This window comes from Variovorax sp. RCC_210, from assembly GCF_041355175.1.
Taxonomy (GTDB): Bacteria; Pseudomonadota; Gammaproteobacteria; order Burkholderiales; family Burkholderiaceae_C; genus Variovorax.
Map to the genome: position 1 here is coordinate 399,201 of NZ_JBFUPJ010000002.1, position 23,320 is coordinate 422,520.

Genomic DNA, 23,320 nt, shown 5'->3' on the forward strand with positions numbered 1-23,320 from the left:
CCTCGATCAGGCTGCGGACGCGCGCTGCAGCCTGTCTCGCACGCCTTCCCACTCGGGCGTGTCCGGCGGGGTCTCGATCCAGATCAGCTTGACGCCCTGCGCGTCGAACTCGCGCAGCACCGCGAACAGCTGCTGCGCGCTGGCGGCCGCGTCGTCGGGCATGCGCCGCACCAGCACGCGCTGCGAGCGGCTGCGCGTGGCGGCGCGGGTCCACACGGCGATGTGCGCGGCGTTGGCGCCCAGCACGTCGAGCCCGGTCTGGATGGCCTTGGCGTCCATGAGCCGCACTTTGGCGTTGGGCGCGTAGTGCGCCTCCAGCGTGCCGGAGGCGCGCGGGTCGGGCGTGTCGAGCACTTCGCGGTCGGCGAGCTTTTCGCCGCAGGCCGCCTCGATCTGCGCGCGCGTGATGGCCCCCGGACGCAGCAGCCGCGGCGCGCCGCGGCTGCAGTCGACGATGGTCGACTCGATGCCCACCTCGCAGGGGCCGCCGTCGAGCACCAGCAGGTCGTCGCCGAACTCGCCCTGCACGTGCTGCGCGGTGGTCGGGCTGACGCGGCCGAAGCGGTTGGCGCTGGGGCCGGCGATGCCGGGCACGCCCAGCTCGGCGCAGGCCTCCAGCAGCGCCTGCGCCACCGGATGCGAAGGGCAGCGCAGGCCGATGGTGTCCTGCCCGCCGGCGGCGGCGGCGCCCACGCCCGGCTGGCGCGTGACGACCAGCGTGAGCGGGCCGGGCCAGAACACCTGCACCAGCTTCTGCGCGAACACCGGCAGCGGCTGGGCGAAGCGCGACAGCGCCTCGGTGCCCTTGATGCCGGCGGCCACGTGAACGATCAGCGGATGGTCGGAGGGCCGGCCCTTGGCCTTGAAGATGCCGGCGACGGCCATGTCGCTGGTGGCGTCGGCGCCCAGGCCGTAGACGGTCTCGGTCGGAAAGGCCACGAGGCCGCCGGCGCGCAGCACGCGCGCGGCCTCCGCGATGGCCACGGCAGCGTCAGGCGACCGCCCGTCCAGGATCATGCGAGGTCGGCGGTGGTCACCGCGGGCAGGCCCAGCAGCAGCGCGGCCTGCGACGCGGCGGCACGCGTGGCCTCCAGCGTGGCGCCGGTGAAGGTCAGGTGGCCCATCTTGCGGCCACGGCGCGGATCGACCTTGCCGTACAGGTGCAGGTGGGCGCCGGGCAACGCGAGCACCTCGCCCCAGCGCGGGGTCACGGGCGTGTCGCCGCCGTCGACGAACCACAGGTCGCCCAGCAGGTTGAGCATGAGCGCGGGGCTGTGCTGGCGCGGTGCAACCAGCGGCAGGCCGGCCAGGGTGCGCACCTGCAGCTCGAACTGCGACACGTCGCAGGCTTCCATGGTGTAGTGGCCGCTGTTGTGCGGGCGCGGTGCCATTTCGTTCACCACCAGCGAGCCGTCGGCCAGCGCGAAGAACTCGACGCACAGCACGCCCACGTAGCCCAGGCCGTTGGCGATGCTTTTGGCCGAGTTGACCGCGCCCTGCGCCACCGTCTTGGGCATGTTCTGCGGATGCACCTCGGTCACGGCCAGGATGCCGTCGCGGTGCAGGTTGCGCTGCGGCGGAAAGTGCACGACCTGCCCGTCGCGCCCGCGCGCCAGGATGACCGAGCACTCGAACTCCAGCGGCAGCATCTTCTCGAGCACGCAGGGCACGCAGCCCGTGGCCTGCCAGGCCTCGACCAGTTCGGCGCGCGTCTTCACGCGCTGCTGGCCCTTGCCGTCGTAGCCCAGGCGCGCCGTCTTCAGGATGCCGGGCAGCAGGCTGTCGTCGACCGCGGCGAGCTGCGCGGCGGTCTCGATGGCCGCGTAGGGCGCGCAGGGCACGCCGCAGCGCGTGAAGTGGGCCTTTTCGGCGATGCGGTCCTGCGCGATGGCAATGGCCGGGGCCTCGGGCGACACCGGGCGGGCGACCGCCAGGTGCTCCAGCGAGGGCGCGGGCACGTTCTCGAACTCGGTGGTCACCGCGTCGGCCAGGCCGGCCAGGCGGGCGAGGCCGTCGACGTCGCCGTAGTCGGTGTGGATGTGGTGGTGGCTCACGCGGCCGGCGGGGCTGTCGGCGTCGGGGTCGAGCACCGCCGTGAAGTAGCCCATGCGCTGAGCGGCGTGGACGAACATGCGCCCCAGCTGGCCGCCGCCGAGCACGCCGAGCGTGGCGCCCGGCAGGATCGGCAGGTCGGCGTCGTGGGCGCTCACAGGGCGCCTCCGCCCTGGGGCGAGAAGGGAGATACAGGGGACACGGGGGACGCAGGTGCCGGCTCGGAGGCCGGCGGCAGCGTCATGGCCTGAGCCGCCGCGGTCTGCGCCGTGCGGAAGGCGTCGAGCCTGGCGCGCAGCGCCGGATCGTTCACCGCCAGCATGGCCACCGCGAACAGCGCCGCGTTGGCCGCGCCCGCGTTGCCAATGGCAAACGTGGCCACCGGCACGCCCTTGGGCATCTGCACGATGCTGTAGAGCGAATCGACGCCCTGCAGGTGCCGGCTGGCCACCGGCACGCCCAGCACGGGCACCGTGGTCTTGGACGCCAGCATGCCCGGCAGGTGGGCCGCGCCCCCCGCCCCCGCGATGATGGCCGTGAGCCCGCGCCCGGCGGCGCTTTCGGCATACGCAAAGAGCGCATCGGGCATGCGGTGGGCCGAGACCACCTTTGCTTCGTGGCTGATTCCGAATTGCTGGAGAATCTCGACCGCGTTGCGCATCGTCTCCCAATCGGAGCTCGAGCCCATCACTACACCGACCTGAATGGTTTCGTTCATGGTTTCAATTTTACGTTTCACCCTCAGTTGGTTCCGATGATCGACATCACTCTCGAAAATTTCCAGGCCGAACTGATCGAAGGCTCCGTCGCCACCCCGGTGCTGCTGGACATCTGGGCCGAATGGTGCGGACCCTGCAAGCAGCTGGGCCCGGTGCTCGAAAAGCTCGAGGTCGAGTACGCCGGGCGCTTCACGCTGGCCAAGCTCGACGCCGACAAGGTGCCGCAGATTTCCTCGCAGCTCTCCGAGATGTTCGGCGTGCGCAGCATTCCGTTCTGCGTGATGTTCAAGGACGGCCAGCCGGTGGACGGCTTCGTCGGCGCCATTCCGGCCGAGAAGATCCGCGAGTTCCTCGACAAGCACGTGCCCGGTGCCGACGAGGCCGAGGCCGCTTCCGAGGAAGCCGCCGCGCAGGAAGCGCTGGCCGAGGGCGACACCCTGGGCGCGCTCGAGAAGCTGCAGCACGCCGTGGCCACCGACCCGGCCAACGACGACGCCCGCTTCGACTACATCAAGCTGCTGCTGCAGGAAGGCCGCGTCGACGACGCCAAGGTCGCCTTCGCGCCCGTGATCGCCAAGACCGGGCTGGTGCGCCGCTTCGACGCGCTGCAGCGCTGGATGGACGCCATCGACTTCGCCGCCCCGGCGGCGGGCGCCGCGCCGGCCATTGCCGAGTTCGATTCGAAGATCGCCGCCAACAAGCGCGACTTCGACGCCCGCTTCGCCCGAGCGCGCCTGCTGATGGCCGCGCAGCGCTGGACCGACGCCATGGACGAGCTGCTCGACATCCTGATGCGCGACAAGAGCTGGAGCGAAGAGCTGGCGCGCAAGACCTACATCGCCATCCTCGACGTGATCGAGCCGCCCAAGGTGAAGGTGGCCGACGGCCAGATTCCGCCGGACGATCCGGTGGTGGCCACGTACCGGCGCCGGCTCAGCAGCGTGGTGCTCAGCTGAACCAAGGCGCGCTTGCCCAGTTGCGCACTTTGCTGCGCATTTCCGACCAAAAGCGACTTTCGGGTCGCTTTTTTAATGGCCGATGCATCGGCATTGGCGAGCCGGGCGCCGTCGCATACGATCACGCCCGATTCAACTTGTTGCAGATCGCCAAAAGGAAAGACCGGCCATGCGCTCCTTCGACAACCTCGCGCACCTCTCCAGATTCACTCACCGCGCGGCGCTCCCCCTGGTCGCGACGGCCGCCCTGCTGGCCGGCCTGGCCGGTTGCGGCAGCGGCATCAGCCTGGACGAGCCGATCGAAGGCCCCACCTGGCGGCTGGCGCAGCTGGGCGACGAGCCCGTCGCGCCCGGCAGCGACGCGCAGGTGCAGTTCGACCGCGGCAGCGGGCGCGTCAGCGGCTCGGGCGGCTGCAACCGGCTCTCGGGCACGTTCACGCGCGCGGGCAGCACGCTGAAGATCGGCCAGCTGGCCTCCACCCGCATGGCCTGCCTGGACCCGGCGCGCGGGGCCAACGAGGCGCAGTTCATTTCCGCGCTGCAGAGCACGGCCAGCTACAGCCTGGCCGGCCCAGGCCGCCTGGCGCTGCTGGACGCGCGCGGGCGCACGGTGGCGCTGCTGAACAGCGGCGGGCGCTGAAAACAAAAAAAGACCGGCCTGGGCCGGTCTTTTTGCTTTGATTGGAGCCCGCTCAGGCTCCAAGTCATTGGATCAGCAACATCAGCACATCAGCCCGTGAGCCGCTCCAGCGCCTCGCGGTACTTGGCGGCCGTCTTCTCGATGACCTCGGCCGGCAGGCGCGGCGCCGGGGGCGTCTTGTCCCAGGGCTTGCCGTTGATCTTGGTGGCCTCGAGCCAGTCGCGCACGAACTGCTTGTCGTAGCTCGGCGGATTGGTGCCGGCGGCCAGGGCGGCCTGGTAGCCCTCCACCGGCCAGTAGCGCGAGCTGTCGGGCGTGAGCACTTCGTCCATCAGCACCAGCGTGCCGGCTTCGTCCAGGCCGAACTCGAACTTGGTGTCGGCAATGATCATTCCCTTGGCCAGGGCAATTTGCGCCGCCGTCTCGTAGATGGCAATGCTGGTCTCGCGGATCTGCTGGGCCAGCTTGGGGCCGACGATTTCGACCACGCGCTCGTAGCTGATGTTCTCGTCGTGCTCGCCGGCCGCGGCCTTGGCGGCGGGCGTGAAGATCGGGCGCGGCAGCTTGCTGGCGTTGGTCAGGCCCTCGGGCAGCGGCACGCCGCACACCGACTGGCTCTCCTGGTATTCCTTCCAGCCGCTGCCGGCCAGGTAGCCGCGCACCACGGCTTCCACCGGAATCGGCTTCAGGCGCTTCACCAGCATGGAACGCTGCGTGACCTGGGGCACCTCTTCGGGCGTGACCACGCTCTCGGGCGCGTCGCCGGTCAGGTGGTTGGGGCACAGCTGGCCGAGCCGCTCGAACCACCACAGCGCCATTTGCGTGAGGATCTCGCCCTTGCCGGGAATGGGCTCGCCCATGATGACGTCGAAGGCGCTCAGGCGGTCGCTCGCGACCATCAGGATGCGGTCTTCGCCGACCGCGTAGTTGTCGCGCACCTTGCCGCGCGCAAGCAGGGGCAGGCTCTGGATGGAGGAGGTGTGGACGGTGGTCATGGGGCAGGTGCGGTGAAAAACGACGGAAACAGGAAGACGGTGAAAGCGGATTGTGCGCGCAGAAAAAAGCCACCGCGAACGGTGGCCTTGGTGGCCTTTGATTTGTGCCCGGGTTCTTAGACCACGGCTTGCGCGAGCTCGCCGGCGGCGTATTTGGCGGCAACCACCTGCAGCGTGTCGCCCTTGATCTTCGCGCCCTGGCCTTCGCAGCCGAACTCGATGTAGCGCTGCTTGCAGATCAGCTTGGCGGCTTCGCGCGCCGGCTTGAGCCACTCGCGGGCGTCGAACTTCTCGGGGTGCTCGGCCAGGAACTTGCGCACCGCGCCGGTCATGGCCAGGCGGATGTCGGTGTCGATGTTGATCTTGCGCACGCCGTGCTTGATGGCTTCCTGGATTTCCTTCACGGGCACGCCGTAGGTTTCCTTCATGTCGCCGCCATACTGGCGAATGATGGCCAGCAGCTCCTGCGGCACGCTCGACGAGCCGTGCATCACCAGGTGGGTGTTGGGAATGCGGCGGTGGATTTCCTTGATGCGGTCGATGGCCAGGATGTCGCCGGTGGGCTCGCGCGTGAACTTGTACGCGCCGTGGCTGGTGCCGATGGCGATGGCCAGCGCGTCGATCTGGGTGCGCTTGACGAAGTCGGCGGCCTGCTCGGGATCGGTCAGCAGCTGCTCGCGCGTCATGGTGTCGTCGGTGCCGTGGCCGTCTTCCTTGTCGCCCTTCATGGTTTCGAGCGAGCCCAGGCAGCCGAGCTCGCCTTCGACGGTCACGCCCAGGCGGTGGGCCATGTCCGACACCTTCTTGGTGACGTCCACGTTGTATTCGTAGCTGGCGATGGTCTTGCCGTCGGCCTCGAGCGAGCCGTCCATCATGACCGAGCTGAAGCCCAGGTCGATGGCGCCCTTGCAGACGTCGGGGTTCTGGCCGTGGTCCTGGTGCATGACCAGCGGAATGTTCGGGTACTGCTCGATGGCCGCCTGGATCAGGTGCTTGATGAAGGCTTCACCGGCGTACTTGCGGGCACCGGCGCTGGCTTGCAGGATGACGGGGGCGCCGGTTTCCTTGGCGGCCTCCATGACGGCCTGGACCTGTTCGAGGTTGTTGACGTTGAAGGCGGGAATGCCGTAGCCATTGGCTGCGGCATGGTCGAGCAGTTCGCGCATCGAGACGAGTGCCATGGAGAAATACCTCGCGGGAATTAGAGAAAAAAGGGGAAAAAAGAAGGCGGAAAGACGAGAAAAACTGCCGCAATTCTACCGAGCGACCCCTCACCCTAATTGTGGGACGACACCGACGCCAACCCGAGGAAACCCAGGACGGGCGGCAGCACCGGCCCGCCCAGCCACTGGATGGGCTTGCCGAAGGCGCCGATCAACGTCACGTGGCTCAGGTTGTCGAAGAGCTTCACCTCCACCGGCACCCCCGCGGCACGCAGCGCGGCGGCCATCTGGCCGGTGTTGCGGTCGGGGTAGACGAGGTTGTCCTTCGAGGCCGCCATGAGTAGCGCGCGCGGCGAGGCCGGGGTGACGTGCGCCAGCGGCTGCGAGTCGCGCGGGGTGTTCGGCCAGTTGAAGGCGGCCTGCGCCTGCGGGTCGCCGATGGGCAGGAAGTCGTAGGGCCCGGCCAGGCCGATCCAGCCCGCGAGCTGGCGCGGGCTGGCGCCCACCTCGCCGAGCCATCGATCGTCCAGCGCCACCATCGCGGCGTTGTAGCCGCCCGAGCTGTGGCCCATCACGTAGACCTGCTTGGGGTCGGCGCCGAGTTGCGCCGCGTTGTCGAGCGCCCACTTGACGGCCAGCGCGCTGTCGCGAACGAACACCGGGTAGGTGAAGGCGGGCGACAGCCCATAGTCGGGCACCACCACCACGGCGCCGCGCGCGGCCAGCGCCTCTCCGACGAACTTGTAGCTGGCGCGGTCGCCATGAGTCCAGGTGCCGCCGAAGAAGAACACCACCAGCGGCCGAGCCCCCTTGGCCGGCGCGGTGGACGGCAGCGGCTGGTACACGTCGAGCACCTGGCGCGGGGCCGCGCCGTAGGCGATGCCGCCCTGGAACTGGTAGGTGTCGTCGGGCACCAGGCCGTTGAGCACCTTGATCGGCGAGCAGGCCGAGAGCACGGCGGCGGCGGTGACGGTGAAAGCGGTGAAAAGGGCGCTGCGGCGGCGGCGAAGGGAATGGAAAGCGGTGGCGAAGGTGGGAAAGCTCATCGAACCAGTACGCACGCCGGCGCGCACCGGTTTCGTCAGATAGGAAGCTGCGTGGTCGACAGCACCTGCTTCAGCACGACGAAGGTGCGGATCTGCCGCACCCCCGGCAGGTACAGCAGCTGCTCGGCGTGCAGGCGGTTGAAGCTGTCGTTGTCGCGCGTGCGCACGAGCATGAAGTAGTCGAACTCGCCCGTGACCACGTGGCATTCGAGGCAGCCCGAGACCTTCTGCGCGGCCTTCTCGAAGTCGGCGAAGGAGTCGGGCGTGGAGCGGTCTAGCACCACGCCGATCATCACGAGCATGCCCAGGTCGAGCGCGTCGGGGTCCAGCAGCGCGACGATGCCCTTGATGAGCCCGGCCTCCTTCAGCCGCTCCACGCGCCGCAGGCAGGCGGCGGCGCTGAGGTTGACCTTGGCGGCCAGCGCCACGTTCGACAGCGACGCGTCGCGCTGCAGCGCGCGCAGGATGGCCCGGTCGGTGCGGTCGAGCTCCGGGGGAGAACGCAATTTTGTTGTGCCCATGGCGCTTCTTTCGGCTTGAAAGTTTCTGCTTTGTTCATCGTGCCCGCTTTTCCGCCGGGAAGCCAGCGAACTTCGCAAGCACGTTGCGAGCCCTTCTTTCTACGATTCAAGGCTTCAACCTCCTGGAGCCGGACCATGAACCTGAAGAAATTTCCCCGCCACGCCCTGACCTTCGGTCCCACGCCGATCCATCCGCTGAAGCGGCTGAGCGCCCACCTCGGCGGCGAGGTCCAGCTGTACGCCAAGCGCGAGGACTGCAACAGCGGCCTGGCCTTCGGCGGCAACAAGACGCGCAAGCTGGAGTACCTGATTCCCGAGGCGCTCGAAGGCGGCTACGACACGCTGGTGTCCATCGGCGGCATCCAGTCGAACCAGACGCGCCAGGTGGCGGCGGTGGCCGCGCACCTCGGGCTGAAGTGCGTGCTGGTGCAGGAGAACTGGGTCAACTACTCCGACGCGCTGTACGACCGGGTCGGCAACATCGAGATGTCGCGCATCCTGGGCGCCGACGTGCGGCTGGACGCCGCGGGCTTCGACATCGGCATCCGCAAGAGCTGGGAAGAGGCCATGAACGACGTGCGCAAGGCCGGCGGCAAGCCGTTCCCGATTCCGGCGGGCTGCTCGGAGCACCCGCGCGGCGGGCTGGGCTTCGTGGGTTTTGCGGAAGAGGTACGCCAGCAGGAGGCCGAGCTGGGCTTCAAGTTCGACTACATCGTCACCTGCTCGGTCACGGGCAGCACGCAGGCCGGCATGGTGGTGGGCTTCGCGGCCGACGGCCGGGCCGACCGCGTGATCGGCATCGACGCCTCCGCCAAGCCGCAGCAGACCTTCGAGCAGATCGTGCGCATCGCCAGGGGCACGGCCGAGCTGGTGGAGCTGGGTCGCGACATCACCGACCAGGACGTGGTGCTCGACCGCCGCTTCGGCGGGCCCGAATACGGGCTGCCGAACGAGGGCACGCTGGAGGCGATTCGCCTGTGCGCGCGCCTGGAAGGCATGCTGACCGACCCAGTGTATGAGGGCAAGTCGATGCACGGAATGATCGAGAAGGTGCGGCTCGGGGAATTCCCGGCCGGCTCGAAGGTGCTGTACGCGCACCTGGGCGGGGTGCCCGCCCTGAACGCCTACAGCTTCCTGTTCAGGAACGGCTGAGCAGGCTCAGCTCGCCCTGCAGATCTTCAGCATGTTGGTGCCGCCCGGGGCGCCCATGGGCTCGCCGCAGGTGATGGCGTACACGTCGCCGCTCTGCACGATGCCGCGCTTCTTCAGGTGGGCCTCGGCCTGCTCGAGCGCGGTGTCGCGGTCGGTCTGCGAGTCCATCAGCAGCGGGCGCACGTTGCGGTACAGCGCCAGCTTGCGCTGCGTGGCCAGGCGCGAGGTCAGCGCGTACATGGGAATGTGCGCGCGGTGGCGGCTCATCCACAGCATGGTGGAGCCCGACTCGGTCAGCGCCACGATGGCCTTGGCGCCCAGGTGGTGCGCAGTGAACAGCGCGCCCATGGCGATCGACTGGTCGATGCGGCTGTAGGTCTTGCCGCTGAAGTCGGCGTCCAGGGTCTTGTCCTCGGCGATTTCGGCGGCTTCGCAGATGCGGCTCATCTCCTGCACCGTTTCCAGCGGGTAGCGCCCCGAGGCGGTCTCGGCCGAGAGCATCACGGCGTCGGTGCCGTCGAGCACGGCGTTGGCCACGTCGCTCACCTCGGCGCGGGTGGGCACGGGGTTGGTGATCATCGACTCCATCATCTGGGTCGCGGTGATGACCACCTTGTCCATGTCGCGCGCCATGCGGATCATCTTCTTCTGCAGCGCGGGCACCGCCGCATTGCCGACCTCGACGGCCAGGTCGCCGCGCGCGACCATGATGCCGTCGCTGGCGCGCAGGATTTCTTCCAGCTTGGGAATGGCCTCGGCGCGTTCGATCTTGGCGATCATGCCGGGCTTGTGGCCGAACTCGGCCGCGGCCACGTTGCACAGCTGGCGCGCCATTTCCATGTCGGTGGCGTTCTTGGGAAAGCTCACGGCCACGTAGTCGGCCTGGAAGCTCATCGCGGTCTTGATGTCTTCCATGTCCTTGGCGGTCAACGCGGGCGCGGTGAGGCCGCCGCCCTGCTTGTTGATGCCCTTGTTGTTCGACAGCTCGCCGCCGAGCTTGACGGTGGTGTGCACCGCCTCGCCCTTCACGGCGTCGACCGTGAGCACGATGAGGCCGTCGTTCAGCAGCAGCTTGTCGCCGGGCTTCACGTCGCGCGGCAGGTCCTTGTAGTCCAGGCCCACGGCGTCGATGTCGCCGGGCTCGGTGCGCGAGGCGTCGAGCACGAACTTGGCGCCGGGCTCCAGCCAGATCTTGCCCTGCGCGAACTTGCCCACGCGGATCTTCGGGCCCTGCAGGTCGGCCATGATGGCCACTTCGCGGCCCGTCTTGCGGGCGGCTTCGCGCACCATGGCGGCGCGGTCGATGTGGTCCTGCGCCGTGCCGTGGCTGAAGTTCAGCCGCACCACGCTGACCTTGGCCAGGATCATCTGTTCCAGCAGTTCGGGCGTGTTGGACGCCGGACCGAGCGTGGCAACGATCTTGGTGGCGTGGCGGGGGATGCGGTCCGTGCTCATGAAGGTAGTCTCCGTTTTGTATTCGCTACTGTATACACTTTGTGTGTCTGACGGAAGTCACCCTGAAGGGCTTTCATCGCGCACCCACCGAGCGCAGGATCAACCCGCGGCGCGCCTGGACAGGATTTCGAAGGCCGGCAGGGTCTTGCCCTCCAGCACCTCGAGGAAGGCGCCGCCGCCGGTCGAGATGTAGCCGACCTGCTTCTCGATGCCGTACTTGGCGATGGCGGCCAGCGTGTCGCCGCCGCCGGCAATCGAAAACGCGCTGCTTTCGGCGATGGCCTGCGCAATGGCCTTGGTGCCGCCCGCGAAGGCGTCGAACTCGAACACGCCCACCGGGCCGTTCCAGACGATGGTGCCGGCCTCGCGCAGCTGCGCGGCCAGGATGGCGGAGGTCTTGGGGCCGATGTCCAGGATCAGGTCGTCGTCCGCCACGTCGCTGGCGTCCTTGACGGTGGCGGCCGCATCGGCCGCGAAGGTCTTGGCCGTGACCACGTCCACCGGAATGGGCACGTCGGCGCCGCGCGCGCGCATGGCGTCGATCACCGCCTTGGCCTTGTCGACCAGGTCGGGCTCGGCCAGCGACTTGCCGATCTTCAGGCCGGCGGCCAGCATGAAGGTGTTGGCAATGCCGCCACCGACGATCAGCTGGTCCACGTTGGCCGACAGGCTCTCCAGGATCGTGAGCTTGGTGCTCACCTTGGAGCCCGCCACGATGGCCACCAGCGGGCGCTTGGGTTGCGCCAGCGCCTTGGTGATTGCGTCGATCTCGGCGGCCAGCAGCGGGCCGGCGGCTGCGATCTTGGCGAACTGCGCGATGCCGTAGGTGGTGGCCTCGGCGCGGTGGGCGGTGCCGAAGGCGTCGTTCACGTAGATGTCGGTGAGCGCGGCGAGCTTGCGGGCCAGCGCCTCGTCGTTCTTCTTCTCGCCCTTGTTGACGCGGCAGTTTTCCAGCAGCACGACCTGGCCTGGCTCGACGTCGACGCCGTCGACCCAGTTGGCAACCAGCGGCACGTCGCGGCCGAGCAGTTCGCCCAGGCGCTTGGCGACCGGCGCCAGCGAGTCTTCGGGCTTGAACTCGCCCTCGGTCGGGCGGCCCAGGTGCGAGGTGACCATCACGGCCGCGCCGGCGTCCAGCGCCAGCTGGATGCAGGGCACCGAGGCGCGGATGCGCGTGTCCTCGGTGATGCGGCCGGTGTCGTCTTGCGGCACGTTGAGGTCGGCACGGATGAAAACGCGCTGGCCGGCGGCTTTGCCCTGTGCGCAGAGGTCGGTGAATCGAATGACGTTCATGGATCTGGAGGAGGTGGAAGACGGTCGGCCTGCATTGTAGGTTTGGCCCTGCCGCCGCTCTATACGGCCCTTGCGGGCGCCCGGTGCTTTCAGGCGGGTTGCTCAGCCCGTCGGCTGGGCCTTCGCGAAGCCTTCCAGTATCTCCACGAAGCTCGCCGCGGCCGGCGACAGCGTGCGCCGCGCCGCGCTGTAGACGCACACCTCGCGGTGGAAGTCGGGCGACTCCAGCCGCACCATCTGCAGCCCGTGGGCGCGCACCAGCGGCGCGGAATAGGTCGGGCACACCGTCAGCCCCAGCCCCGAGGCCACCATGCCCAGCGCGGTGGTCATGTACGACACCTCCTGCGTGCCGGCGCGCAGCATGTAGTCGCGCTCCGCCGGGGCCAGCTCGGGCAGCACGCGCTGGCGAAAGTCGCGCGTGGGCGCGATGAAGGTGTAGGGCCCCAGCTCGTGCCAGCGCACCTTGCGGCGCCGGGCGAAGGCGTGCTCCGGCGGGCAGATCAGCCAGTGCCGGTCACGAAACAGCGTGCGGCGCTCGATGGCGCCGTCGACCGCCACGTCCTGCCCCACGGCCAGCTCCACGTCGCCGGCCATCACGCCGCTCAGCAGGTGCTCGGGCAGCGTGTCGGCCAGGCGCACATCGACATCGGGGTAGGTTTGGCGATAGGCCGCGATCACGCGCGGCATCAGCGTGCAGGCCATGAGCTGCGGCGCGGCAAGCCGCAACACCCCTTTCTTCTTGTCACGCAAATCCGTGACGCCGGCTACCGCGCTCGTCAGGTCGCCGAGCAGCCGATGCACCGACGGCAAGAACTCGCGCCCCGCCTCCGACAGCTGCACGCTGCGGGTGTGGCGGTCGAGCAGCTGCACGCCCATCTCGCGTTCCAGCTCGCGCACCAGCACGCTGAGCGCCGACTGCGTGAGGTGCAGCTGCTGCGCCGCGGCGGTGAAGCTGCCGGTCTCGGCCACGGCGGCGAAGGCGCGCAGCTGGCGCAGGGTCAGGTTCATATATATGGATTTTTCATCAATCGATGAATTAATTTCGATTGCATCATAAGACGCGCCGTCGCCCAATCGCGCCTCCACGGAGACACGCATGCCGACGACCACTGCCACCACCAAGGCCTCCACGGCCTCCATGGCCTCCACGGCCATCGCGGCCACCGCGCCCTCGCTCGCGCCGCCGCCCCCGCCCGTTCGCGGGCTGCACCACTTCGCCTGGCGCTGCCGCGACAGCGAGGAAACCCGCCATTTCTACGAAGACCTGCTGGGCCTGCCGCTCACCCACGTCATCAAGAGCGACCACGTGCCCAGCACGGGCGAGTACTGCCCCTACGTGCACATCTTTTTCCAGATGCGCGACGGCGCGTACATCGCCTTCTTCGACCTGGGCGACGACACTGCCGCGCTGCCCTCGCCCAACACGCCCGCGTGGGTGAACCACATCGCGCTGCGGGTGGACTCCGTGGCCGACCTGCTGGCCGCCAAGGCGCGACTGGAGGGCGCGGGCGTCGAGGTGCTGGGCGTGACCGACCACCACATCATCGAATCGATCTACTTCTTCGACCCCAACGGCATTCGCGTGGAGCTCACCACGCCCACTGTGCCGCAGGCCGAGATGGACGCGCACGCGCTGCGCGCGCATGCCGACCTCGACGCATGGACGGCGCGCAAGGCCGAGCTGCGTGCCTCGAAAGGAGCGTCGAATGCCTGAGCTGCAACTCGCCGTCATCGACGTGAAGCCCGGCGCCTCGATGGAGAGCCAGTCGGGCCTGCAGATGCTGCGCCCGCGCATCTACGGGGCGTTTCGCGCGCCGCAGGGGCCGAAGAAGGTCGCCGCCATCGTGATGCACCCGACCAGCAACTTCATGGGCCACTACCTGATCGCCCCGCTGGCCGAGCGCGGCATCTGCTGCATGGGCCTGAACTCGCGCTACGTGGGCAACGACACGGTGCTGCTGATGGAGCGCGCCATCCAGGACCTGGGCGCCGGCGTGCAGCACCTGCGCGCGGCGGGCTACGAGAAGGTGTTCCTGGTCGGCAACTCGGGCGGCGCCGCGCTCGCGGCCTTCTACCAGGCGCAGGCCGAGCAGCTCACGGCCACCCACCTGCCCGACGGCAACCCGACGCACCTGCACCCGAGCGACCTGCCGCCGGTGGACGGCATCGCGCTGTGCGCCGCGCACCTGGGCCGCACGCGGCTGATGCGCGACTGGATAGACCCCTCGGTCACCGACGAGCACGACCCGCTCTCGGCGGACCCCGAGCTCGACATGTACGACCCGCGCCACCGCGTGCCCTACGACAGCGACTTTCTGGCGCGCTTCAGCGCGGCGCAGAAGGCGCGGCTGGACCGCATCGAGCAATGGGCCGTCGAGCGCCTCGCGCTGTTGCGCAGTACGCCCGGCGCGCCGCGCGACCAGGCCTTCGTGGTCTACCGCACGCACGCCGACCCGCGCTGCGTCGACCTCTCGCTCGACGCGAACGACCGGCTGCCCGGCAGCGTGTGGGGCGACGCGCGGCAGGTGAACTACTCGGCCAACGCCATGGGGCGCACCACCTCGCTGACGGCGTTTCTCTCGCAGTGGTCCTCGCGCTCGCAGGCCGACGGGCCCACCAACCTCGCGCGCACCACGGTGCCCAAGCTGCTGCTGACCTACACGGGCGACCAGTCGACCTTTCCGAGCACGCGCGACGCGTGGATGGCGGCGGGCGGCGCGCGCATCCGCAATGTCGACATCGTGGGCGGCAACCACTACCTGGCAGGGCAACCCGGGCTGGTGCCGCAGGCGGCCGACGCCATCGCCGAATTCGCGCACGCGCTCTAGCGCCTTGCGCAACAGCCGCAACAGCCGCAACAGCAGCACCTGCAGCACCTGCAGCACCTGCAGCACCTGCAGCACCTGCAGCAACAGCATCACTGAGACATGGAAACCTTTGCATTTGCACCGGCCTACGAGTTGCCGTCCTGGCCCTTCACGCCGCCCCCGGAGCTGAACAGCGCCAAGGCCGTTCGCCACCCGATCGTCATCGTCGGCGCCGGCCCCGCCGGCCTCACGCTGGCCTGCGACCTGGCGCAGCGCGGCGTGCGTGCCGTGCTGCTCGACGAGGACGACACCGTGGGCGTGCGCGGCGCCTCGTCGCGCGGCATCTGCTACGCGCAGAAGAGCCTGGAGATCTTCGAGCGCCTGGGCATCTACGAGCGCGTCGCGGCCAAGGGCATCACCTGGTCGTTCGGGCGCACCTTCTCGGGCGAGCAGGAGGTCTACAACTTCAACCTGCAGGCGAACAGCGTCTCGGCGCAGCCGCCGTTCATCAACCTGCAGCAGTTCTACGTCGAGTGGTTCCTGGTCGAGCGCATCCTCGCGCTCGGCGTGACCGACGTGCGCTGGAAGAGCCGCGTGACGCGCGTGGAGCAGCTGGCCGACGGCGTGCGGCTCGACGTGGAAACGCCCGCCGGCCGCTACACCCTCGAGGCCGACCTGCTCATCGACGCCACGGGCGCCAACAGCGCCATCCGCACGCAGCTCGGCATCGACGCGCACGCCTCGCGCAGCACCGACCGCTGGTGCATCAGCGACGTGCGCTTCAAGAAGCCGCTGCCCACCGAGCGCTGGACCTGGGTGGACGCGCCCTTCAACGAAGGCCGCGGCGTGTGGCAGCACCTGATGGCCGACGGCGTGTGGCGCATCGACTACCAGATGCCCGAGGACTGCGACCCGGCCTACATCAGCCAGCCCGAGGTGGCGGGCGCGCGGCTGCGCGAACAGCTCGGGCCGGGCGTGGAGTTCGAGTTCGTGTGGATCGGGCCGTACGGCTACCGCGACCACCTGCTCGACAGCTTTCGGCACGGCCACGTGTTCTTCATCGGCGACGCCGCGCACGTGGTGAGCCCTTTCGGCGCGCGCGGCGGCAACAGCGGCATCCAGGACGCCGCCAACCTCGGCTGGAAGCTGGCGCTGGTCGCGCAGGGCCGCGCCGGCGACGCGCTGCTCGACAGCTACGACGCCGAGCGGCAGCCCGCGGCGAAGGAAAACCTGCAGGTGACGAGCCGTTCGGCGCGCTTTCTCGCGCCGCGCTCGCCCGCCGAGCACACGCTGCGCCGCGCGGTGGTGGCGCTGGCGGCGCGGTATCCGTTCGCGCGCGCGCTGGTGAACACGGGGCGCATGTCGGTCGCCAACCCCTACCCGGCCGCACCGCTGCTGCCCGAAGGCGCCCGCACGGTGCAGAACCTGCCACTGCGCTGGGCCGGCGACGGGCGCCAGACCACGCTGATGCAGCTGCTGGCCCAGGGCACGGAGTGCATCGGCCTGTGGTTCGCGCCGACGCGCGCGCAGGCCGACGCGGCGCGCGAGGCCACGGCCGCCTTGCCGCTGCGCCTGCTGGCCATCTGCAACAACGACGACGGCGGCAACGACGGTGGCAGCGACAGCGGCCTGCCCACGCTGCAGGCCGACGACACGCTGGCCAGCCACCTCGGCATCGGCGATGCCGGCAGCTTCGCGCTGGTGCGGCCCGACGCCTACCGCGCGGCCGTGCTGCAACACGCCACGCCGCAAGCCATTGCCTCCGCCGTGCGCACCGCGCTCGCCCACCACGTACCCGCCTCGCGATGAACACCGAACCCCGTATTCCCGACCCCGACGGCTTCTACGCCGCCTTGCTCGCCGCGCACGAAGGCCGCAGCGAAGCGCTAAGCGCCGACCTCAACGCCCGCCTTGTCTTGCTGCTGGCCAACCAGTGCGCCGACCAGGGCGTGCTGCTGGCCTGCATCCAGGCGGCAGCGGCCGCCGAAGACCCCACGACCACCCACGCCCCATGACCACTTCCATCTCTTCGGCCCCGTCCGTCTCTTTCGCCTCCGCCTCCGACACCCGCGAGCAGAAGCCGCAACTGCGCGAGCTCGCGCCCGGCGCCTACGGCTACATCAGCGACTTCGATCCCAACTGCGGCTTCGTCGTCGGCGACGACCAGGTGGTGCTGATCGACACGCGCCCCACGCCGCGCATGGCGCGCGACTTTCTCGCGGCCATTCGCACCGTGACCGACAAGCCCATCAAGACCATCGTGCTCACGCACTACCACGCGGTGCGCGTGATGGGCGCGAGCGCCTTCGACGAGGTCGAGCAGATCGTTGCGAGCAACGGCACGCTCGACTGGATCCGCACGCGCGGCCAGGCCGACTTCGACTCGGAAGTGGGCCGCTTTCCGCGCCTTTTCGCGGGCGTGGAGGAAATTCCGGGCCTGACCTTTCCGACCATGAGCTTCCAGGGCGAGATGAGCCTGTGGCTGGGCCCCCGGCCGGGCACCGGACGCGAGCTGCGCCTGATGGCGCTGGGCCGCGGCCATTCGAGCGGCGACACCGTGGCCTGGCTGCCCGACTGCGGCGTGCTGTTCTCGGGCGACGTGGTCGAGAACCACTGCGGCGTGTACGCGGGCGACGCCTACATCGGCGACTGGGCCGGCACGCTGGACGCCGTGCTGGCGCTGGGGCCGCGCGTGCTGGTGCCGGGGCGCGGCGCCGTGCTGCAGGGCGAAGCGGCCTGCGCCGAGGCCATCGGCCTGACCAAGGCCTTTCTGTCGACGCTGCTGGCCAGCGTGAAAGAGGGCATTGCCGCGGGCGACACGCTCAAGGGCTGCTTCGCACGCGCCGAAGCGGCCATGGCGCCGCGCTTCGGCGGCTGGCCGGTGTTCCAGCACGTGCTGCCCTTCGACGTGTCGCGCGCCTATGACGAGCTGCGCGGCATCGAGCACCCGGTGGTGTGGACCGCCGAGCGCGACCGCGCGCTGTGGCAGGTGCTGCGCGGCGAGTGAGCCCCACCCATTTCCAGATTTCCATACGAAGCAACGGAGACAAGAGACGATGAAGCGATTGATTCCCCTGCTGGCCGCGACCCTCGCGCTGGCGACCCCCTTCGCGTCGGCGCAGCCGGCGGCCTACCCGAGCCAGCCGATCAAATGGATCGTGCCCTACTCGGCCGGCGGCGGCACCGACAACCTGGCGCGCACGCTGGCCGAGGCGATGCAGCCGTCGCTCGGGCAGCCGCTCATCATCGACAACCGGCCCGGTGCCTCGACCAACATCGGCGTGTCCGTGATGATGCAGGCCAAGCCCGACGGCTACACGGTGATGCAGGCCGAGAACGCGGCGCTGCTGTTCAACGAGCACATGTTCGTCAAGCTGCCGTACAAGCCCGCAAGTGACTTCACCTACATCGGCACCATCGGCCGCTTTCCGGTGGCGCTGGTGGTGAACCCCGACTTTCCCGCGAAGAACGTGGCAGAGTTCGTGCGCTACGTGAAGGCCAACCCCGACAAGGTGAGCTATGCCTCGCCCGGCAACGGCTCGCCGCACCACATGGCGATGGAGCTGTTCAAGCAGAAGGCGGGCCTCACGATCACGCACGTGCCGTACAAGGGTGCCGCGCCGGCCATGACCGACGTGATGGGCGGGCAGGTGCCGGTGATGATGCTCGACCTGGCCTCGGGCCTGCCGATCATCCGCTCGGGCAAGGTGCGGGTGCTGGCCATTGCGCTGCCGCAGCGCGCCAGCGCCCTGCCCGAGGTGCCGACCTTCGTGGAGGCCGGCTTCAGCGACGTCAACGCCTACGCCTTCCACGGCCTGATCGGGCCGGCCGGCATGCCGCCCGAGGCGGTCGCGCGGCTGAACACCGAGCTGCACAAGGCGATGAAGGCGCCGAAGGTGGTGAAGCTGTTCGCGGACTTCGGCTTCGAGGCGCTGCCGGGAACGCCGCAAGACTTCTACAAGCTCTCGCGCGCGGAGAGCGACCGCTGGGGAAAGATCATCGCGGCGGCCGGCGTGAAGCTGGACTGACCTGAAGGCCCGCCCGTCGTGCCCCTACCAGCCCAGGCCGAGGTGCAAGGGCAGGTAGACGGCCATGCCGGCCAGCATCGTGCCCAGCACGCCGCGCCGCCAGTAGAAGTACGCCGCGCCGACCACCGCCGCGTAAAGGCGCGCGTCGTGCAGCGTGGTGATCAGGTGGCCCTGCGTCATGACGATCTCGGGCGCGATCACGCCCGCGAGCGCGGCCGCCGGCGCGTAGTGCAGCGCGCGGTGCGCCCACTCGGGCAGGCCCCAGGGCCGGTCGAGAATGAAGAAGAAGCAGCGCGTGAGCACGGTGACCAGCGCCAGGCCGACGATCACGCCCAGGGTCCACCAGTCGGTGGTCGCGTTGGCGGTGCCGGTCACTTGTCGTCCTCCGCCGTGGGGTCGAGGCCGAACTGCTTCTCGAGCCAGAAGCACAGCAGCACGGCCACGCCGATGGCCACCACGATGTTGAGCTTCAGCGGCAGCGCGTAGGCGGCCACGGCGGTGGCGCCGGCAATGAGCGCGGCCAGCACGCGCAGGCGGGTGGTCGCCATCGAGCACACGATGGCCACCAGGCTCAGCACGCCGGCAAAGCCCAGGCCCCAGTTCTGCGGAATGAAGTTGGCCAGTGCGATGCCGAGCACGCTCATGCCCATCCAGGCGCACCAGGTCACGAAGTAGTTGCCGGTGAGGTAGGCCTCCTGCTCTTCCTGCTCGGAAATGGTCAGCGGCGGCTTGGGGTACTTCTTGATGAAGAGCGCGTAGCTCATGTCGGCCGTGAGGTAGCCGTGCATCATGCGGCGCCAGCGCGGCATGTGCATGAGGTAGGGGCGCAGGTGCAGGCTGAACACCACGAAGCGCAGGTTGACGCAGAAGCCCGTCGCCAGGATCACCCAGGCCGGGGCGCCCGCGAACAGCAGCGGAATGGCCGCGAGCTGCGAGCTGCCCGCGTAGACCAGGAAGGTCATGGCCAGCGCCTCGATCACGCTCATGTTCGACTTGACCATGGCCACGCCGGTCATGAGGCCCCAGGCGCCGATGCCCAGCGCCACCGGCGACATGTCGCGAATGCCGACGCGAAATTCAGGACGGCCGCGGATGCTTTGCGAGAGAAACATCAGCCGAAGGCCTGCCCGGGCTTCAGGTCGAAGCCGCGCAGGAAATCGGCGACGGCCAGGCGCTTGCCGCCCGGTCGCTGGAGTTCGGTGACGGTGACGGCCGAGCCGGCGGCGGCAGCCACGGTCACGCCGGCGTCGCTGACGGCCAGGAGGGTGCCCGGCGCGGCGGCGTCCATCGACACGGCTTCGGTATGTGCGTGGGTGTGGGCGGTCCACAGCTTCACGGTTTCGCCATCCAGCGGGCTGTTGGCGCCCGGGAACGGATCGAAGGCGCGAATGCGCCGCACGATGGCGTCAGCCGGCTGGGCCCAGTCGATCAGCGCTTCGTGCTTCTCGACCTTGCTGGCGTAGGTGACGCCGTCGGCGGGCTGCGGCGTGCGCTCCAGCGTGCCGATGCGCGCCAGCGCCTCGACAATCATGCGGCCCCCCAGCTCGGCCAGGCGGTCGTGCAGGCGGGCGGTGTTGTCGTCGCCGATGTCCAGCGCCTCGCGCAGCAGCATGTCGCCGGTGTCCAGGCCGGCGTCCATCTGCATGATGGTGATGCCGGTCTGCGCGTCGCCGGCCTCGATGGCGCGGTGGATGGGCGCGGCGCCGCGCCAGCGCGGCAGCAGGCTCGCGTGGATGTTCAGGCAGCCGTGCACGGGCAGGTCGAGCACCCACTGCGGCAGGATCAGCCCGTAGGCGGCCACCACCATCACGTCGGGCCGGGCGGCCAGCAGGGTGTCGCGCGCGGCCGAAGCCTCGTCGGGGTACTTGCCGTCCAGCCGCAGGCTGCGCGGCTGGGCCACGGGCCAGTCGCTGGCGACGGCGCATTGCTTGACGGGCGAGGCCTGCAGCTTCATGCCGCGGCCGGCGGGGCGGTCGGGCTGGCTCATGACCAGCACCACCTCATGGCCGGCGGCGGCGATGGCCTCCAGCGCGACGCGCGCGAACTCGGGCGTGCCCGCGAAAACGACTCTGAGGGGGCTCAATCGCGGACCCGATCGAGCTCGAGATCGTCTCCCGTGTGATAGCGCCGGACCACGCCGGTCGGGTCGATGTAGATGTACAGCATGCGGCGCTCGTTCACCGACTTGTAGCGCCAGGTCCAGACGGCACCGTCGAAGGAGCTGACGCGGCTGATTTCATAGGGGCGGCCGTAGAAGGCCATCACGTCGTTCTGGCGCCACTGGTTGACCTTGATGTCCTGCCCGAAGCGCGCTTCGCTGAGCACCTGCGTCACCGAGACGACCTTGCCGGAGGCGTCGACGTCGATGTCGGTCACCTCGAAGCCGGCCGGCATGCGCGAGTACTGCAGCCGTTCGCCGCCGCCGGTGAGCGGGTAGCGGCCGGTGGGCGCGCCCAGGCGCTGCAGCGTGTCGGCGGCGCTGGCGCCCGGTTGCACGCGGGTGGGCTCGTTGGCGCAGCCGGCCAGGCCCAGCGCAGCGGCCGCGAGAAAAGCCAGGGCACCGAGGCGACGTGAGTTCATGGGGTCTGTGGGGGTCAAGCGCGCTCGCGCAGTTCTTCGCGCTGCAGTTTCAGCAGCTTGCTCTTGATGCGGTTGCGCTTCAGGGGCGAGAGGTATTCGACGAAGACCTTGCCCAGCAGGTGGTCGAGCTCGTGCTGGATGCACACCGCCAGGAGGCCTTCGGCCTCGATGGTGCGCTGCTCGCCGTTCTCGTCGAGCGCCTGCACCTTGACCGAGGTCGAGCGCATCACGCCGTCGTAGATGCCGGGCACGGAGAGGCAGCCTTCTTCGTTCAGCACGCGCTCGTCGCTGGCCCAGGTGATCTCGGGGTTGATGAGCACGATCGGCTCGTTGCGCTCCTCGGACACGTCGATGACGACGAGGCGCTCGTGCACGTCGATCTGCGTGGCGGCCAGGCCGATGCCGTTGGCGTCGTACATGGTCTCCAGCATGTCGGCCACCAGGGCCTTGATGCGCGCGTCGACGCCCTGCACCGGCTTGGCCACCGTGTGCAGGCGCTTGTCCGGGTAACTCAGAATGATTCGTTTGGCCATGAAATCGGGGGGAAGTTGTGGCTATTTTCGCCAATTCCGCGACGCGACGCGCCGTCCGGGGCCGAAAACGTTGCCCTCCCTGGGGCTTCAGCGCAGAATTCGTAGCAAATTGTGAGATTCGTATGTGCAGCGATACGTCGCGCGCTCACCATCCAGACATGAAAAAGCTCAGACTCACCGACCGCCAGCGCCTTTCCCTTCCAGCCACGCTGACAGCCCTCGCGGTGATCTGCGGCTGCGGCGCCACGACGGCCTGGGCTCAAAACTACCCCGTCACGCCCCAGCAGCGCGCCACGGCGCAGCAAACCGCCCAGCAGGGCGTGCCGCTGAGCGAGCTGGCGCCCAACGCGCCCGACGAATACACCGTCAAGCCCGGCGACACGCTGTGGGCCATTTCGCGCCTCTACCTGCTGCGCCCCTGGCGCTGGCCGGAACTGTGGGGCATGAACATCAGTGAAATCGCGAACCCGCACCGCATCTACCCGGGCCAGGTGCTCTACCTGGACAAGACCGGCGGCCGCGCACGCCTGACCACCCGCCGCGGTGGCTTCGGCGGCGACGGCGGAACCATCAAGCTGTCACCCCGCACCCGATTCGACTCGCTGGCCGGCATGGCTTTGCCCACGCTCAACCCGAGCATCATCGAGCCCTTCCTGAGCGAACCCATCGTGGTCGACGCCAACGCGCTGGATGCCGCGCCGCGCATCGTCGCGGGCAACGACAGCCGCGTGCTGCTGTCGCGCGGCGACCGCGCCTATGCGCGCGGCAATGCCGATTCGCCGCTGGTGGAAGCCGCCGGGCCGGTGCAGAACTTCCGCATCTTCCGCAACGCCACGCCGCTGAAAGACCCGGGCACGGGCGAAATCCTCGGCTACGAGGCCCAGTACCTGGGCAAGGCGCGGCTGCAGCGCGGCGAGACGACCACCATCGAGACGGTGGAAGACAAGGACGTCATCACCGTGGTGCCGGCCAGCATCGACATCATCGCGTCGCGCGAGGAAATGCGCGCCGGCGACCGCCTGCTGCCCGAGCCGCCGCGCCAGCTGCTGAGCTACGTGCCGCGCGCACCGTCGACGCAGGTCGAGGGCCGCATCATCTCGGTCTACGGCAACGCGGTGCAGTTCGCGGCGCAGAACCAGGTGGTGGCCATCAACAAGGGCACGCGCGACGGCATCGACAACGGCCACGTGCTGGCCATCATGAAGAACGGCGAGACCCTGCTCGACCGCACCGGCGCCCGCAAGGAAACCATCAAGCTGCCCAACGAACGCATCGGCCTGCTGATGGTGTTCCGCACTTTCGAGAAAGTGTCCTACGCGCTGGTGCTGGAAATCAACGACACTCCGCGCGCCGGCGACTTCCTCGTCAATCCCTGACCTG

At 69.1% G+C, this 23,320-nt stretch carries 25 protein-coding genes; 10 read left to right on the forward strand and 15 right to left on the reverse strand.

Annotated elements, in window-relative coordinates:
* Positions 1 to 6: 6 nt before the first annotated feature.
* From AB6807_RS09920 to purE, 3 genes are read right to left on the reverse strand one after another with little or no spacing between them, the layout of a single operon-like run.
* Positions 7 to 1,017: an L-threonylcarbamoyladenylate synthase gene (locus AB6807_RS09920; protein ID WP_371084419.1), complete on the reverse strand. Its 1,011-nt coding sequence runs from the start codon at positions 1,015 to 1,017 to the stop codon at positions 7 to 9.
* Complete coding sequence (locus tag AB6807_RS09925; protein WP_371084420.1) at positions 1,014 to 2,210, reverse strand: 5-(carboxyamino)imidazole ribonucleotide synthase; 1,197 nt, start codon at positions 2,208 to 2,210, stop codon at positions 1,014 to 1,016. The genes AB6807_RS09920 and AB6807_RS09925 overlap by 4 nt, the downstream gene beginning before the upstream one ends.
* Positions 2,207 to 2,770 (reverse strand): 5-(carboxyamino)imidazole ribonucleotide mutase, encoded by a 564-nt coding sequence (gene purE, locus AB6807_RS09930; protein ID WP_371084421.1) that lies wholly within the window; start codon positions 2,768 to 2,770, stop codon positions 2,207 to 2,209. The genes AB6807_RS09925 and purE overlap by 4 nt, the downstream gene beginning before the upstream one ends.
* Positions 2,771 to 2,806: 36 nt before the next feature.
* Between purE and AB6807_RS09935 the strand changes: the two genes are divergently transcribed.
* Positions 2,807 to 3,727 (forward strand): tetratricopeptide repeat protein, encoded by a 921-nt coding sequence (locus AB6807_RS09935; RefSeq protein ID WP_116910324.1) that lies wholly within the window; start codon positions 2,807 to 2,809, stop codon positions 3,725 to 3,727.
* A gap of 169 nt (positions 3,728 to 3,896) precedes the next feature.
* Complete coding sequence (locus AB6807_RS09940; protein ID WP_371084422.1) at positions 3,897 to 4,367, forward strand: META domain-containing protein; 471 nt, start codon at positions 3,897 to 3,899, stop codon at positions 4,365 to 4,367.
* A gap of 89 nt (positions 4,368 to 4,456) precedes the next feature.
* Here AB6807_RS09940 and AB6807_RS09945 read toward each other — a convergent pair whose 3' ends face one another.
* The 4 genes from AB6807_RS09945 to AB6807_RS09960 all read right to left on the reverse strand — a co-directional run bounded on the left by AB6807_RS09945 (position 4,457) and on the right by AB6807_RS09960 (position 8,092).
* Positions 4,457 to 5,362, reverse strand: coding sequence for a phosphoribosylaminoimidazolesuccinocarboxamide synthase (locus AB6807_RS09945; protein ID WP_116910326.1), 906 nt, complete (start codon positions 5,360 to 5,362; stop codon positions 4,457 to 4,459).
* Positions 5,363 to 5,478: 116 nt separating this feature from the next.
* Entirely contained in the window at positions 5,479 to 6,543 is a 1,065-nt protein-coding gene (gene fba / locus AB6807_RS09950; protein WP_371084423.1) for a class II fructose-bisphosphate aldolase, read from the reverse strand.
* A 95-nt stretch (positions 6,544 to 6,638) separates the two neighbouring features.
* A complete protein-coding gene (locus AB6807_RS09955; protein ID WP_116910328.1) occupies positions 6,639 to 7,571 on the reverse strand; it encodes an alpha/beta hydrolase in 933 nt (310 codons plus the stop codon).
* Between the two features lie 35 nt (positions 7,572 to 7,606).
* On the reverse strand, positions 7,607 to 8,092 hold the full coding sequence (locus AB6807_RS09960; protein ID WP_093215558.1) for an Lrp/AsnC family transcriptional regulator: 486 nt from the start codon (positions 8,090 to 8,092) through the stop codon (positions 7,607 to 7,609).
* 135 nt (positions 8,093 to 8,227) lie between these two features.
* Between AB6807_RS09960 and AB6807_RS09965 the strand changes: the two genes are divergently transcribed.
* Positions 8,228 to 9,244: a 1-aminocyclopropane-1-carboxylate deaminase gene (locus AB6807_RS09965; protein ID WP_116910329.1), complete on the forward strand. Its 1,017-nt coding sequence runs from the start codon at positions 8,228 to 8,230 to the stop codon at positions 9,242 to 9,244.
* 6 nt (positions 9,245 to 9,250) lie between these two features.
* Here AB6807_RS09965 and pyk read toward each other — a convergent pair whose 3' ends face one another.
* The 3 genes from pyk to AB6807_RS09980 form a co-directional block, all read right to left on the reverse strand.
* A complete protein-coding gene (gene pyk, locus AB6807_RS09970) occupies positions 9,251 to 10,699 on the reverse strand; it encodes a pyruvate kinase (RefSeq protein ID WP_116910330.1) in 1,449 nt (482 codons plus the stop codon).
* Between the two features lie 99 nt (positions 10,700 to 10,798).
* A complete protein-coding gene (locus AB6807_RS09975) occupies positions 10,799 to 11,992 on the reverse strand; it encodes a phosphoglycerate kinase (RefSeq protein ID WP_371084424.1) in 1,194 nt (397 codons plus the stop codon).
* Between the two features lie 102 nt (positions 11,993 to 12,094).
* Entirely contained in the window at positions 12,095 to 13,000 is a 906-nt protein-coding gene (locus AB6807_RS09980) for a LysR family transcriptional regulator (protein ID WP_371084425.1), read from the reverse strand.
* Positions 13,001 to 13,130: 130 nt separating this feature from the next.
* On the opposite strand from AB6807_RS09980, the gene AB6807_RS09985 reads away from it, so the two are divergent.
* From AB6807_RS09985 to AB6807_RS10010, 6 genes are all read left to right on the forward strand, one after another.
* Positions 13,131 to 13,706 (forward strand): VOC family protein, encoded by a 576-nt coding sequence (locus AB6807_RS09985; protein ID WP_371084724.1) that lies wholly within the window; start codon positions 13,131 to 13,133, stop codon positions 13,704 to 13,706.
* Positions 13,699 to 14,820 (forward strand): alpha/beta hydrolase family protein, encoded by a 1,122-nt coding sequence (locus AB6807_RS09990; RefSeq protein ID WP_371084426.1) that lies wholly within the window; start codon positions 13,699 to 13,701, stop codon positions 14,818 to 14,820. Before AB6807_RS09985 ends, AB6807_RS09990 begins: the two co-directional genes overlap by 8 nt.
* A 99-nt stretch (positions 14,821 to 14,919) precedes the next feature.
* On the forward strand, positions 14,920 to 16,608 hold the full coding sequence (locus tag AB6807_RS09995; RefSeq protein ID WP_371084427.1) for an FAD-dependent oxidoreductase: 1,689 nt from the start codon (positions 14,920 to 14,922) through the stop codon (positions 16,606 to 16,608).
* A complete protein-coding gene (locus AB6807_RS10000; RefSeq protein ID WP_371084428.1) occupies positions 16,605 to 16,814 on the forward strand; it encodes a DUF2783 domain-containing protein in 210 nt (69 codons plus the stop codon). Before AB6807_RS09995 ends, AB6807_RS10000 begins: the two co-directional genes overlap by 4 nt.
* Positions 16,811 to 17,806 (forward strand): MBL fold metallo-hydrolase, encoded by a 996-nt coding sequence (locus AB6807_RS10005; RefSeq protein WP_371084429.1) that lies wholly within the window; start codon positions 16,811 to 16,813, stop codon positions 17,804 to 17,806. Before AB6807_RS10000 ends, AB6807_RS10005 begins: the two co-directional genes overlap by 4 nt.
* Positions 17,807 to 17,855: 49 nt before the next feature.
* On the forward strand, positions 17,856 to 18,827 hold the full coding sequence (locus AB6807_RS10010; RefSeq protein WP_371084430.1) for a Bug family tripartite tricarboxylate transporter substrate binding protein: 972 nt from the start codon (positions 17,856 to 17,858) through the stop codon (positions 18,825 to 18,827).
* A 24-nt stretch (positions 18,828 to 18,851) separates the two neighbouring features.
* Here AB6807_RS10010 and AB6807_RS10015 read toward each other — a convergent pair whose 3' ends face one another.
* The 5 genes from AB6807_RS10015 to def are packed head-to-tail and all read right to left on the reverse strand — an operon-like array spanning position 18,852 to position 21,940.
* Positions 18,852 to 19,202, reverse strand: a complete 351-nt coding sequence (locus tag AB6807_RS10015; RefSeq protein ID WP_116910338.1) for an AzlD domain-containing protein — start codon at positions 19,200 to 19,202, stop codon at positions 18,852 to 18,854.
* On the reverse strand, positions 19,199 to 19,939 hold the full coding sequence (locus AB6807_RS10020; RefSeq protein WP_371084431.1) for an AzlC family ABC transporter permease: 741 nt from the start codon (positions 19,937 to 19,939) through the stop codon (positions 19,199 to 19,201). The genes AB6807_RS10015 and AB6807_RS10020 overlap by 4 nt, the downstream gene beginning before the upstream one ends.
* Positions 19,939 to 20,910, reverse strand: coding sequence for a methionyl-tRNA formyltransferase (fmt, locus tag AB6807_RS10025; protein ID WP_371084432.1), 972 nt, complete (start codon positions 20,908 to 20,910; stop codon positions 19,939 to 19,941). Before fmt ends, AB6807_RS10020 begins: the two co-directional genes overlap by 1 nt.
* Positions 20,907 to 21,407, reverse strand: coding sequence for a hypothetical protein (locus AB6807_RS10030; protein ID WP_116910341.1), 501 nt, complete (start codon positions 21,405 to 21,407; stop codon positions 20,907 to 20,909). Before AB6807_RS10030 ends, fmt begins: the two co-directional genes overlap by 4 nt.
* Positions 21,408 to 21,421: 14 nt before the next feature.
* Positions 21,422 to 21,940 carry a peptide deformylase gene (gene def / locus AB6807_RS10035; protein WP_371084433.1) on the reverse strand — a complete coding sequence of 173 codons (519 nt, stop codon included), beginning with the start codon at positions 21,938 to 21,940 and terminating at the stop codon, positions 21,422 to 21,424.
* A gap of 158 nt (positions 21,941 to 22,098) precedes the next feature.
* On the opposite strand from def, the gene AB6807_RS10040 reads away from it, so the two are divergent.
* Positions 22,099 to 23,316 (forward strand): LysM peptidoglycan-binding domain-containing protein, encoded by a 1,218-nt coding sequence (locus AB6807_RS10040; RefSeq protein ID WP_371084434.1) that lies wholly within the window; start codon positions 22,099 to 22,101, stop codon positions 23,314 to 23,316.
* Positions 23,317 to 23,320: the final 4 nt, after the last annotated feature.

Coding starts and splice junctions, on each gene's coding strand:
- AB6807_RS09940 (WP_371084422.1), top strand. CDS start 3,897: ATGCGCTCCTTCGACAACCTCGCGCACCTCTCCAGATTCACTCACCGC.
- AB6807_RS09965 (WP_116910329.1), top strand. CDS start 8,228: ATGAACCTGAAGAAATTTCCCCGCCACGCCCTGACCTTCGGTCCCACG.
- AB6807_RS09975 (WP_371084424.1), bottom strand. CDS start 11,992: ATGAACGTCATTCGATTCACCGACCTCTGCGCACAGGGCAAAGCCGCC.
- pyk (WP_116910330.1), bottom strand. CDS start 10,699: ATGAGCACGGACCGCATCCCCCGCCACGCCACCAAGATCGTTGCCACG.
- AB6807_RS10005 (WP_371084429.1), top strand. CDS start 16,811: ATGACCACTTCCATCTCTTCGGCCCCGTCCGTCTCTTTCGCCTCCGCC.
- AB6807_RS10040 (WP_371084434.1), top strand. CDS start 22,099: ATGAAAAAGCTCAGACTCACCGACCGCCAGCGCCTTTCCCTTCCAGCC.
- AB6807_RS09995 (WP_371084427.1), top strand. CDS start 14,920: ATGGAAACCTTTGCATTTGCACCGGCCTACGAGTTGCCGTCCTGGCCC.
- AB6807_RS10000 (WP_371084428.1), top strand. CDS start 16,605: ATGAACACCGAACCCCGTATTCCCGACCCCGACGGCTTCTACGCCGCC.
- AB6807_RS09985 (WP_371084724.1), top strand. CDS start 13,131: ATGGCCTCCACGGCCATCGCGGCCACCGCGCCCTCGCTCGCGCCGCCG.
- AB6807_RS10010 (WP_371084430.1), top strand. CDS start 17,856: ATGAAGCGATTGATTCCCCTGCTGGCCGCGACCCTCGCGCTGGCGACC.
- AB6807_RS09980 (WP_371084425.1), bottom strand. CDS start 13,000: ATGAACCTGACCCTGCGCCAGCTGCGCGCCTTCGCCGCCGTGGCCGAG.
- AB6807_RS10020 (WP_371084431.1), bottom strand. CDS start 19,939: ATGTTTCTCTCGCAAAGCATCCGCGGCCGTCCTGAATTTCGCGTCGGC.
- AB6807_RS09945 (WP_116910326.1), bottom strand. CDS start 5,362: ATGACCACCGTCCACACCTCCTCCATCCAGAGCCTGCCCCTGCTTGCG.
- AB6807_RS09955 (WP_116910328.1), bottom strand. CDS start 7,571: ATGAGCTTTCCCACCTTCGCCACCGCTTTCCATTCCCTTCGCCGCCGC.
- AB6807_RS10030 (WP_116910341.1), bottom strand. CDS start 21,407: ATGAACTCACGTCGCCTCGGTGCCCTGGCTTTTCTCGCGGCCGCTGCG.
- AB6807_RS09990 (WP_371084426.1), top strand. CDS start 13,699: ATGCCTGAGCTGCAACTCGCCGTCATCGACGTGAAGCCCGGCGCCTCG.
- AB6807_RS09920 (WP_371084419.1), bottom strand. CDS start 1,017: ATGATCCTGGACGGGCGGTCGCCTGACGCTGCCGTGGCCATCGCGGAG.
- AB6807_RS09960 (WP_093215558.1), bottom strand. CDS start 8,092: ATGGGCACAACAAAATTGCGTTCTCCCCCGGAGCTCGACCGCACCGAC.
- purE (WP_371084421.1), bottom strand. CDS start 2,770: ATGAACGAAACCATTCAGGTCGGTGTAGTGATGGGCTCGAGCTCCGAT.
- def (WP_371084433.1), bottom strand. CDS start 21,940: ATGGCCAAACGAATCATTCTGAGTTACCCGGACAAGCGCCTGCACACG.
- AB6807_RS09935 (WP_116910324.1), top strand. CDS start 2,807: ATGATCGACATCACTCTCGAAAATTTCCAGGCCGAACTGATCGAAGGC.
- fba (WP_371084423.1), bottom strand. CDS start 6,543: ATGGCACTCGTCTCGATGCGCGAACTGCTCGACCATGCCGCAGCCAAT.